This is a genomic window from Paenibacillus sp. SC116 (assembly GCF_024733555.1).
In the GTDB taxonomy this organism is placed as follows: Bacteria; Bacillota; Bacilli; order Paenibacillales; family Paenibacillaceae; genus Paenibacillus_B.
In genome coordinates, this window is sequence record NZ_JANIOF010000001.1 from 1,960,687 (window position 1) to 1,973,831 (window position 13,145).

The 13,145-nt window shown below is 40.1% G+C and carries 7 protein-coding genes; all 7 read right to left on the minus strand.

Features of this window, described 5'->3' with window-relative positions; translation table 11 throughout:
- Nucleotides 1–136 precede the first annotated feature (136 nt).
- Entirely contained in the window at nt 137–1,042 is a 906-nt protein-coding gene (locus tag NQ117_RS08595) for a hypothetical protein (RefSeq protein ID WP_258277552.1), read from the minus strand.
- Nucleotides 1,043–1,093: 51 nt separating this feature from the next.
- A complete protein-coding gene (locus tag NQ117_RS08600; RefSeq protein ID WP_258277553.1) occupies nt 1,094–2,758 on the minus strand; it encodes a carbohydrate binding domain-containing protein in 1,665 nt (554 codons plus the stop codon).
- Nucleotides 2,759–3,102: 344 nt separating this feature from the next.
- Nucleotides 3,103–4,083 (minus strand): GBS Bsp-like repeat-containing protein, encoded by a 981-nt coding sequence (locus NQ117_RS08605; RefSeq protein WP_258277554.1) that lies wholly within the window; start codon nt 4,081–4,083, stop codon nt 3,103–3,105.
- Between the two features lie 219 nt (nt 4,084–4,302).
- Nucleotides 4,303–6,018, minus strand: a complete 1,716-nt coding sequence (locus tag NQ117_RS08610) for a GBS Bsp-like repeat-containing protein (protein WP_258277555.1) — start codon at nt 6,016–6,018, stop codon at nt 4,303–4,305.
- Nucleotides 5,990–7,186: a hypothetical protein gene (locus NQ117_RS08615; protein ID WP_258277556.1), complete on the minus strand. Its 1,197-nt coding sequence runs from the start codon at nt 7,184–7,186 to the stop codon at nt 5,990–5,992. Before NQ117_RS08615 ends, NQ117_RS08610 begins: the two co-directional genes overlap by 29 nt.
- A gap of 186 nt (nt 7,187–7,372) precedes the next feature.
- Nucleotides 7,373–7,771, minus strand: coding sequence for a phosphoribosylaminoimidazole synthetase (locus tag NQ117_RS08620; RefSeq protein WP_258277557.1), 399 nt, complete (start codon nt 7,769–7,771; stop codon nt 7,373–7,375).
- 12 nt (nt 7,772–7,783) lie between these two features.
- The gene (locus tag NQ117_RS08625; RefSeq protein WP_258277558.1) at nt 7,784–12,943 is read right to left on the minus strand and encodes an RHS repeat-associated core domain-containing protein; all 5,160 of its coding nucleotides are present in this window, start codon (nt 12,941–12,943) and stop codon (nt 7,784–7,786) included.
- Between the last annotated feature and the right edge of the window lie 202 nt (nt 12,944–13,145).

Consider the following 13,145-nt stretch of genomic DNA (forward strand, 5'->3'; position numbering starts at 1 on the left):
GAACACGGGATAAGTATAATGCGTTAAAACCTCATAGTTTTTCCCATCTCGACAATTCGTTTTTTCAAAGTCTACTTCGAACTCTTGCGAGATAGGATAAGATTTTATATTAATTCTACTTGGAGGAAACTCTGTTTCAGATGCTTTGTGTTGCCTCCTCATCTTTTCCATAAAAATAATTAACAACTGTTTGTGGCAATGGGTATTCGAAATAAAGACCGATGTTAATATACCTAAAAACTCCATTACTAGATTCATTCGTAGCCCACGCTACTCTTTGCCCCCCACCTAATTTTTTATAAGTCGTTCCTTTAACACAAGGTGCAATTGTCTGTTGATAATAGGTATTAGGCTGTACAGTTTTCTTATAGAATTCGGCATCATTACTGTCATAAATTCTACGGAGCGAGAAAGACAGTCCATTCCTTCCCGGCAAAGTAAGATCCGTTGATGACAAGCTCAAGGAACCATCTACACTCGAAATCGTTTCGTTACCTGTTTGAACAGAGTAAGGTGCTTGATCTAATTTAGTATGTTGTTTTACAAGACTCAGCTTATCATGGCTAATATGAGGCAGATTATAAATACTTCGTTTCTTCCTCGATCCATAAACAGATTCCGTTACATTCCCATAAGTAGCCCCTGTTACATCCCCTAGATTAGGAAACGGCAGGTCGAACCCTGGCATTTGCAAGCCATATGTCGCTTCTGTTACCGCAGGTGGCTCATACTTCTTCCCTACTCCCGGAAATAGTTCCTCAAGCGTAGCTAGCAATACTGTTATATCTGAATTTTTGGCTAAAGCATCATGAACATGCTTCAAAGAATATCCTTCATTTAGAAGTAAAAGAATATCGGAAGGAGACACATTGTATTTCTTCGCGATATAATCAATCGTCAACAATGCCTTATTGTCAGCAGTCTGTGTTGACACTGGCTTAGGCGCTGCCACTGCTTCTGCAACTTGCATAAACAAAGGTGCTGCTAATTCCAAAAATAGGACTAAAGCAAGTAAAGCTGATAACTTCCTCATTTTTTTCATCTTTTCACATTCCCCTATTATTTATATATATTAATTTAATGAAAACCCTAGTTAAGAGATCGATAAATCATCTACATGCACAGTTCCTTGTCCATTGTTACTAAGACTGCTTAAGTGAACATGTATTCTTATTTTGTGCGTATTGGCTGGTGGCTTGAAGCTCTCAGAAATAGATAGCCAATCACTGTTCTTGGCATAAGACGCAACATTCCATGAACCGATGGCGTTATTGCTGCGATCATAGTAGTACATAGTAAACTGCAAGTTGGCGTCTTTCATATTTTCCAACTTAAGAGCACCTGTTAGATGATAGCTGCTTTGCTGTGGGACCAAAACGTCTTGCCAAATGTTCATTCCATCCCCAGCCCTCGGCACACTATGAGCTATCATCTTCTGTGCACGTTTACCTGTCTTAACGATATCTCTACTTATTTCATGAGAGCCCTTAATTCCTTCTCCTACATAACGAAACCAACCATCTGCTGCGCCATCTGTGCCGCTCACCGATTCAAAGTTACCATTGAATAGAAGCTTCTGCTTGTCTCCTGGTTGAATCGACATGGCATCCACATATACCGTTCCTTGCCCGTTTGCCTTCGTTGCGCTTACGTGAATATGCAATCTCGCTTTTATCGCATGAGCAGGTGGGGTAAATCGTGAGGATACCGTAAGCCAATCGTTATTGTTCACCAATTCTAATGGGGTTTCAGAACCAATCTGCTTATTGTTCTTGTCGTAATAATATAGAATGAATCCGAGCTTGGAATCTCTCATGTTTTCCAATCGAACCCGTCCATGCAAGACATGAGACTTTTGTTCACTAACCAGGAAGTCCTGCCAAATGTTAATACCATCGTAGATGTTCAAAATGTTATCCGCAGCTATTTTCTGCGCTCGCAAGCCCTCAGATGTGACCACTTGGCTAATTTCATGTTTTCCTTCAACTGCTCCTACATAACGACTCCATCCATCCGCTGTTCCATCTGTGCGAGAAACGACTTCAAAATCGCCATTCGTAAGCAAGTTAATAGGCTTGTTTCTCTTTACAGAGAGCATATCCAGGTTGACCGTTCCTTTGCCCCCAGGTACGTTGGAACTTAAATGCGCATGAATTCTTGCTCTCGTCGCATTAGCAGGCGTTACAAATTGCTTAGAGAACGTTACCCAATCTGTATTACTGTCATAACGCAGCACCATTTCCCCGCCAAACTGATTGTTATCCTTATCATAGTAATAAATAAGGTATTCCAGCTTAGTGTTCTGAACATCGGACATTCTCATTTTTCCGGACAGCGTGTACGTAGTGTAGCCCGTTACGGAAAAATCCTGCCACACATTCATTCCATCATTGGTACGTGGAATGGACGTCGCTTGCAGCTTCATCGCACGTGCTCCCTCAAGCAAACTCGTATCGACTTCGTGCTTTCCCTGAATGTCCGCTCCCATGTAATAATTCCATGCCTTCAAAGTGCCCTGTGAATTAACCAATTCAAATCCACCATCTACCAGAAGCTCATCCGTAAATTTACGATTTACGTTTCCATTGTGATCATACTGATATTTCGTTACTTGATTTTTGTGCTTGGCATATCGCAGTTTACCGGCACCATCGTAAAAATATTGATTGGCCACTGTCGCTGCTGCAAAGGCCCCCATACTTGTACAAGAAACAAATAGGACAACAGCCAGTAATGATACGATAATCTTATTTTTCATATCACTTTCCCCCTTACTGCTTTTCAACTTGGATCAAATTAAGTCGCATTGAAAGTTAGCGATATCTTACGTCTAACGATTGATTGGCCAAACAGCTAAGCTAAGTAGAATCGTCGATACTCACTTATCTTCCAAATGTTAGACGCCTTACCCATCTTATTAATAAAGAAATTATATATGTCTATATGAATATTTGTAAATTTATTTGATTTTAAAATAAAATAGTATATATACGAAAAGACCCTGAAGGAATTATCCCCCAAGGCCCTTAACTCGCTAATATCAATCATTTTATAAAACAAGTCCATTCCAGTATGCCATTTTGTCCATTACAAATGAAAACACTAACGATCTACAACCTTCGTAATGGCTCCTCCAAAGAATTTCCCATCCACCCAAACATCGTTATAATACACGCCTTTTTCCATGTTGTGCTTGGAAAGCAAGACAGTTGCTTTCCAGTTGCCTGGTGCAACTTTCTCTCCTTGGACATACGGATGTACTAAGTCGTCCTGTCCATTCAATTCCGTCCATGTGGGGAATTGAACGCTTTTCGCCGTTGGACTAACTCCGTAGGCAATTACTTCATAGGATCCATTAGCATAGCTCAATGTAGATGGCGCTTTTACTTCAGATTTGACTTTTGTCTCTCCTCCATATAGCGGCATTTGATTCCCATGTTTATCATGAGCGTATATATGCGTTATATATGTCCCCGTTTCATAATTGTGATCGCTGAATTTTATTTTCGCTTTCCAGGTGCCATCTTCTATTTTTTGCGCGTCAACATACTTAATGTCATCTTGCCCCTGTTGCGCTGTCCACACCGGCATAACTATTTTGGCTACATCTTTACCTACACCTGTTACTACAACTTCATATTCCCCTGCTGAATATCCGATCTCTTGTGGGAGACTAACTCTAACATTATCTTCAACATTCGTAATGGCTCCTCCAAAGAATTTCCCATCCACCCAAACATCGTTATAGTACACGCCTTTTTCCATGTTGTGCTTGGAAAGCAAGACGGTCGCTTTCCAGATGCCAGGTGCAACCTTCTCTCCCTCTACTAACGGATGTACTAAGTCGTCCTGTCCATTCAATTCCGTCCATGTTGGGAACTGGACACTTTTCGCCGTTGGGCTAACTCCGTAGGCAACCACTTCATATGACACATCTGAAATACTAACTTTTGTAGAAACTACTACGCTAGGTGTCTTAATCTTCTTAATCGAAATGGTGTTTCCGTTTTGGTCATATTCATAAACAACCCAATCGTTAGATGAAGGTTTTTGAATATACTTTAATTTAGAGTCTTCATACACATAATGAATCTTTTGCTGGGCATAGAGAGTCGTACTCGATAATCCCATAACGAAGAAGAAAAGCAATACAATAAAATACTTTTTGAAAACTTAGTAGACCGATACAACACTATCCCTCAATTCTAGATGCTTTGATAATGTTAAAACTACATTCTATTGTTTGTTTCCATAAAGCAACTGACCTATCATTTACATGATTTACACCAGACCATAGAATCTCTAGCCTTTTACCTCTACCACATGCCCTTGGAAAAAGACATCGTCGATATAAATATGCGTCACATAACTTCCTGTCTCATTGCGATGGTCGCTAAGCTTCACCCTGCCTCGCCATACACCATCACGGATCTTTTCACCTTTGATCTCTTTCAGATCATCTTGATCTTGGAATGCGGTCCAAGTTGGAAAATGTACTTTTTTAGCAGCTCTATCTACACCATATACATAAATGTCATACCATTGTTCATCCAGGCGAACCGAATTCTTAAATTTCACGCTTTGCTCTGCGATCACTTCTGTAGAGCTAATCATCTCCATATTTTCATACTTATCTACCGCGTACACATGCGTAATATATCGTCCCGCTTCATAGCTATGATTCCTAAAATTAACCGTATAGACCCAGTCGCCATTACTTTCGCGTATACCTCTCTCCCAGTAACTAGCCAAATCATCTTGACCATTGTGGAATGTCCATGTAGGGAAATACACCCTTTGGATATCTTTAGACAAGCCAGATATTCGAACCTGGTATTGACCTTCCTTCAGCTCTATTTTTTGTGGTGCTTTAAGCGAGATGTCACTACTAACCATAACATCTACTCCACCAATTTCCTTCTTATCTCCATAAATATGCGTGGTGTACTTCCCCGTCTCGCTGTTGTGTTTCTTGTAAACAACCGTACCTTTCCAAACTCCTGGAGCAATCTTCTTACCTTGAATCCATTCAAGATCGTCTTGATCGTTATGAGCCGTCCAGGTCGGGAACTCAACTTGCTTCACAGCCGGATCCACACCGTATGCATATACATCATGAGAAATATTTTGAACTTTTGATTGTTCAGGCGCTTTTACGCCAGCTATTGCTTCGTATTCTCTGCCGATTATAAACTTTGCATTTCCTTGCTGATCAAACGCATATACATGTGTGGCATAGCGACCTAGCTCATAATTATGTCCAGCGAATGGGATAACAGCTTCCCATCTATCAAGGTCTACTTTCTTCCCTTGAATATGTTGAATATCATCTTGTCCATTAGCAATGGTCCACGTCGGAAACTCTACCTTCGAAACCGTAGGTGATACACCTGAAACTTGGATTTTGATATACTCATCGCTTAGTGGAACAACAGGCTTATAATCTGCCTCCACCGTTTCCACTGCCTTAAATTCAACCTGTTTGGCAGAGATACCATTGATGAACACCGTGGATTCAAATAACTGAGCACCATCATGCCACTTTTCTAGAGGTAGAACGGCTTTCCAAACACCATTGCCAAGTTTCGACGCTATCGTTTCAACGTGATCTGGCTTGGATTTATCTTTACGAGTATGTACTTTTACTTCATTCGTAGTCGTTGGATTCGCCTTGATGTATAAGGATATCGAAGCATTGCTTGTTGAAAACACAAGCTTGTCTGCTTGAATATATCTCTGAATTAAATTACCCTTTAAGTCATATTGATTAATAATCGTTTTTCCATTTTGAAACGTCGTATGGAGCTTCTGATCCCCATCATAGATATACACCGATCCTTTACTGTTGTCAGTGTTCACCATAATTGAGTTCGTTGCATCTACTTGTACTGCTGGTGCGGCAGATACAGGATTGGTAGTGAAATTAAGTGCTGCTGCCTCAAGAAACATTACGATACAAACTGTGAACAAAACCATTACTATATTACGTTTACTTATAATTGAACTGAACGTTGTCAACTGTTACCGCTCCCTCACCATCGTTATTCGTGCTTCTTATAAGAACATAGACATGGGCATATGCTGCATTGGCTGGAATATCTCCAGAATTACTAATCTGAATCGACTGATTTCCTGTCGGCTGGTTATGTTCTTTTATATTTGCTTGGATATGTCTCCAATCTTTATCGAACACATCTACGTATAATTGAACTTTCGCATTTTTCAGTTCATGCACCCGCACGGTAGTTGATACATCATATTTTCGGTGCGGTGTGACTAACAGCCTCTGATAAATACCTACCGTTCCATGTGTCTGAATGCCACTGCCTTTCATAAATTGCGAGATACCACCTGTATCCGACTTCACAAGCTGCAATTGATATTTACTTGCAGTCCATATGTAAGGACTCCATAAAGCAGCCGTATTATCGTTCATATGGTAAACATTGAAGTCACCGTTCACACTAGTGGTGCTGTCATCATAAATAAATGCGAGATTATCTACCTGTATCGTCCCCGAGCTATTATCTTGCTCCCCTCGGATTAACGCATATATTTTAGCAGACACTGCTTGCGCTGGAACCACTCCATGATTAACAAACTCTATACTCTCACCAATAGTCACGGAATGATAAGGCGTAACATTAGCGCCTATATAAGCACCGTTACGATCCAAGAAATCTACATACAACTGTGTATATGCACCTTTCAACTCTACGTTCTTGAATGTCCCTGACACTTTGAAATTTTTATTAGGTTCCACTTCGATTAATTGGGTAATTCCTGATATAGCAGCCCCACTGCTAATATGGCTGGATTTGATTTCTTGCACGTAGTTACCTTGGTCGTTTAGTCTATTATATATCGAGTTCTGATGTACTCCCCCATGCTTGATCCATCCCTCTGCACCATGCTGTTCATTACTAATTTGCAAATGTCCGTTGTAAATTAGGTTTGGATCGACCCCATAGCCGAAGCTAGCACTAGATACTTGAATGCTTCCTGCCCCATTATCCGAATTGCTTCTAACTAGCAGATAGGCTGTAGCTTTCGCAGCATCATTTGGTACTACTCCAGATATGCGATACGTTGTCATCATCGCCATTCCATTGTCTTCATGTATATCTTTAATATTTGCCGAAACCCACTGGCCCTGTTTATTATAAAAATCCATATACAACTGCACACGTGCTCCTGCCAACTTCTGTATATCTAATGAAACATAGTAAACAGGAAAAGCGGGACGACGTTACCACGCTCACCAGAAGAAGTTAGTATGTATAAATCAAGGGATAGCCGCCCGATTCATTCAGCACTGAGTAGCCTACTGAAAAATAGAGGCACTCTCAATGAGAATGCCTCATTAGTCAAACTATTCACTGAACTCATCTATTTCTTTCTTTCGTTTCAAAAATATTCGCACTGCTTCATCTTCGCGCTCGATAAGGTCATCATGGTGTGATTCGATTGCTACTAGTTCTTTGTATCCCCAAACTGCACTAACACTGTTCTCGTGACCAAAAAATTGATAGTACCATTCCAAAGGAAGTAACGAATTAGTTACCTCAAATAACTCAGCAGGATACCATGATGGGAGATTTTCATATGTTCCAAGCAACAGATAGCTTAAGACTCCTTTGTAAAGATGTTTTCCATACACTGTATAAATCTCGTCAATTTTAACAGAGTATTTTGTTTCCGTAGTGTTTCCTAATTCCCGTGTTTTTCTCGAAAGTTTGTCGCCAGTATTAGCGATGCATCTGACCTTCATTGAACCACCTCGTTATTTAATCTTAAAATCATCTATTTCTCTAGTTTTTGGATTGTAATGATAGTGTACCTCAACACCATTTACATTTTGTGCTTTCTTCAACCAGCCCTCAGAAGCAGGCCATCTTGGGTCTGTATTCTTTCCTTCCAAAGTCTTGCCTGCGGCAGGATTTGACATAGATTCTTCCATCGCAAGTTGCTCTTTTAGATTAGTTGGTTGATGTCCTCCTCTTGATTGCCCCCTTCCTGCTACCGTAGGAGTCTTAATTCCGGTCCCCTTAATAGTTCCCATTACACCAATCGTACCCATGGATGCTGCAACTTCGTATATACCGGGCATTTGCCATACATCATATGCATCAAGTAATTGTTCTCTGGCCCACTTTGCATTTTCTGGGCTATTCTTGGAATGACTTGTTTGGGTTAATACTCCATACAAATACTTGAATTGATTATTATTTCGATCATTAAAAACTGGTTCAAATACTTTCCCTAAATATTGTCTAGTTGCCCAGTACTCATCAGCTTTACTAGAGTTTAATTTCATTGCATGATCAAGTACTATTTCAACTTCTTTAAGATTATAAGATTCCCATCGATGTCCACTTGGATCAATATACCCCAATGGATTATTGGCAACATACGTATACAAGTTCAAACTAAGCGGGTTATCTGGCTCTCCTTCATACGTATCCTCACTAATAAATCGCCCCATGCTTGGGTCATACCATCTTGCGCGAAGATATTGAAGCCCTGTCGTCTTATCCCAATACTCACCTGAGTATTTCAGAATGTTTGATACCGTCTCCTTCTCTTCTAGTGGCAGTCCCCAAATATCATAACGATATTCATTCAGTTTCTTACCTGATTCATCAACGATAGCTACGACATCACCATGACCATTGAGCTGGTAATATTGCAACTGGCTTGTTGCAGCATCTTGGCGACCGATAAGCTTGCCATTTAGATCATACAGATAAACATATTTAATCTTGGCTTTGCCATCTGCCCCGACAACTGCTTCTGCTAATAATAGCTTGTTCGCATCGTAATAGTAACGATTCTTAACGTTATTCTCTACACGCTCATACAGCAACCCTTCGCCCGTGTAAGAATACGTGACTGGATTATGATCACCTATTACTTTCGTCAATCGATTCTTCTTATCGTATTCGTACTGTTTTGTCGTTATCGCTGGCTCTCTAGTAGTGTCTAGCGTTTGGCGATTGTACCTTTCATCGTACGAATAGGTCTCATTGAATTCACTGGATGTTTGAATCTGATTCAATTGCGTGTATGAGAAGTTCGTAACGTAGTTATTTTCATTACGCTGCGTGATGTTTCCAACCAAATCATATCCATATTGGAAGGTATTCTGTGCAACTCCACCCTTCTCGTACTTCAGTTGCTTCAGTTTCATATCTTCGTATTGATAATCTGTGACAAATGCGTTGCCATACGTCTGCTTTGAGAGTTGTCCATTTGCCAAGTGATCATACGAGATCGTCTTCGCTGGCTGATTGCCACCACTCATAATGTTCAGTTGCTTCAGCTGATTAACGTTGTTGTAGGTACTATCTACCTTCACGTTTACACCAGGAGCTGCGAACTCATAGCCCGTCTTCTTGTTCAGATCATAGTTATTTGTTAGCTTCACACCATCTGGATACTGAATGCTTGTTAAGAAACCAGAACGCGACTGATATTCATAGCTCGTTGTTCCTCTATGATCTGTCATCGTAAGCGGTCTGCCTTCAGTATCATAGCTGTATTGAACCATTTCATTACCTAGCTTATTTTGAATCAACTGGTTCATTACATTATAGGAATTCTCGGTAATGTTTCCACTACGATCAATGTATTTCTCTAGATTGCTGTTTGCATCATAGTAGTATTTTTGAACTTGACCTGTTTCATTAATCTTCTTCGCAACACGACCAAGCTCATCATATTCTTTCTTCATCTTCTGCTTGTTCGCATATGTTGTCTCAATAAGATTTCCTAGTCGGTCGTACAAATAGCTCGTCGTTTGCTTTTCAGCATCCATAACTGCCGTCATCTGACCACCAGCGTCATACTGATACGCTGTATTATTGCCATTTGCATCGGTTGTAGAAGTAACTCCACCTGCGAAGTTATACTCCGTACGCTGAACCGGCACATACTTCTGTTTGTTCTGTAAAGACTCCACCAAAATCGTTCTGCCTAATACATCACTTGTCGATTTTGTACGATTTTGCTCTGCATCAATGGCTGTTACTGTTAGTTTTGCATCATCGTATTCGACCCAATCAGATGTACCATTTGCATACGTAGTCTGAAGAGGACGTCCAAATCCGTCATAGGTGTACGATGTGCGATTGCCATACGCGTCTTCTGTCCAAATCATTTGACTTGTACGTTCATCATAGCCGTATTTCACTTGGCCTAAGCCTTGTGTCTCTCTAATCTTACGACCCAATGGATCGAACCATGCTTCGCTTACTTCTCCAAGCGTGTTCTTCATTTGCACATGGTTTTGAGTATCATTATATACGTAGCTAATCTGGCTTTGGTTTGGCATCGTCACCGAAGTTGTACGCCCCAGAGCATCATACGCATACGATGTCGTTTGCTGTTTACCATCTGTGTAGGAAAGCAATTGTCCCGTTACTGGATCGTACTTCGCTTTTTCCACAATAGTCGTGACTTGTCCATCTGCATTCGTAACATCTACATCTTGCTGCGTAAGGAATCCATGTTGATACTCCGGACCATAGTGATATCTAAAGACAGTCGGTTTTCCTCGATCATTATGACCGGTTACTTTCGTAACGTTTCCGAATCCATCGTACTCGTAATTGATGTGATTCAGGAGATGTCCACCCTCAGCATTCGCGTACGTTTTAGAATCTACTACAGAGCCTTTATCATTGCGAACCAAACGGGTAAAGGTTTGCTGATTAGCATCCAGTTTAGTCGTAATCGTTTCTGGTAGTCCACGCTGTGCTTCGTAGGTAGTTAACGTGCTGGCACCAAAATTGTTGGTAACACTCGTTACATTACCATCTCTGTTATATTCATAGTTAACTACTAAAGATGGGCTCTCTACCCCACTACTTCGTTTCTTCGAAATAACTTGTTTTGGATATTTATCCGCTACCGTATTGTAAATTTGCTGTGTTATATGTTGAACAGGACCTGACTCCTGTACAATCTCTAATTGCTGAGTATTGTTATCACTTTTTTTATAAGTAAACGTTGATGTTGAAATTCCATTAGATATATGGGATCGATATTGATGTTCATGTGCTGACGAGTACGGATCTGAATCAAAACGAATCGTTTGCTGATTACTTTCAACAGTACGACCACCTGCATACTCGGTGACATCTTTACTGTCAGTTACACGATACTGAATTTGCTTTGCACTAGGTCCCAAATAACGCTCTATCGGGATGTAGGAAAACTGTGTCTTAGATCCTGTTGGATGATGGATACCATTAATTAATGCAAAATCATTCCGTTTAAATAATCGCCCTCCAGTAAACGTAAATTTGGATTCAGCGAATTGATAGTTATAATAAGTTGTTCTTCCTGCCACATCCGTGACAGATTGCAAATATTGTATGGTAGTTTCCGGTTTAGTAGTTTCCGTTATAGTGGCTTTTTGGTATATTACTTTATCTCTGCCATTTGAAGCAACAATCTTATCACCAAAATAATCAAGTTTAAGTGTATTTCCTAACGGATCCGTTACTTGAGTAAGTAAATGTCCATCACCGTTTCTTTGATATTTAAAATCGAGATAATTTCCATAGGTATCTTCTTGACGGATCAGATATCCTTCTTTTGCAAAATAGTAGGTCATACCACTTTTATATTTCAGTATGTACCCCGTCTGAATACCATTTATAACATCAACATTGTGCTCACCAAAAATGAGATCATCATATGGATATCCACTTAGACGTTTCCGATCATATGTATCCGACGCATAAGTAGAACCACCAGGTAAAGTCACATAGTTAGGCGTATAATATGTTCCTGGTCGTACATAAGGAATATCCCATGTCCATCCCTTTCCTAGGCCAACACGACTATCATCTGGATCAGGTTTAGTCACATTCATGTATCCCCAGCTCAACATATCGGGATGTCTTCCTCTAAAAAACGTATATTCACCATTCCCATAAGGATAAGCCTCTAGAATAAATTGCTGACGCTCATTGAGCGTAACTATTTCTTTCCACATAAGTTTGTTCGCTGGAAAGTCTGCTGCCACTTGGGCTGTCAATTCCTCATTATCGGGTCCTACAGAATAATAAATATACGATTGAGATACAACTTCAAAATTGTTCCCCAAAAATTGAAAGTACCCATTCATATCCGCAGAACGTACTCCATGAGGGATGTGTACAATATTACCATTAGCATCCTTGGTAACCTCTGTGATCTTCACCCCAACTTGAGGCATAAGATACATTCTGTACTCTCTCATGTTTTCAACACTTTTATCATAATACTCGGCAGAATTACTATTGTATGTTCGCTTTAATTGAAATGACAGTCCATTACGGCCAGGTATGCCGATATCCGTGCTTGAAATATTTAATGAACCATCTAACGTCGAGATATCACCATTTCCATTACCGATACTATACGGAGCTTGATCGAGCTTCGTATGCTGATTTTTCAGTGCTAATCTATCATAATCACTGTTAGAGCTCATCAACGATCTCCGCTGACGAGAGTATACAGATTCTGTAACCGTTAAGTCTCCATAAGTAGCACCTGTTACATCTCCTAGATTAGGAAATGGCAATTCGAAGCCGGGCATTTGTAAGCCATATGTCGCATCTCTCACCGTAGGTGGTTCATATTTCGTCCCTACACCCGGATACATCTCCTCAAGCGTAGCTTCCAACGCTGTGATCTCTGGATTTTTCGCTAAAGCATCATGAATATGCTTCAAAGAATATCCTTCATTCAATCGCAAAAGAATATCAGAAGGAGATACATTGTATTTCTTCGCGATATAGTCAATCGTTAGCAACGCTTTATTGTCAGCAGTCTGAGTAGACACTGATTTAGGCGCTGCCACTGCTTCTGCAACTTGCATAAACAATGGTGCTGCTAATTCCAAAAACATGACTAAAGCAAGTAAAGCGGATAACTTCCTCATTTTTTTCATTTGTTCACATTCCCCTGTTGTTTGTATTAATGTAATGAAAAACCTCAACTAAGATATCGATAAATCAATTCCCAAAACCATAAATGCGTATATGATTATATATTTATAATTATGGTATACTAAAACATCCCTTCTCCTTATCGCTTCCTAGATATCAAGTTACCATTTGCATCATAGCTATATTGAATAACTTCTCCCGAAG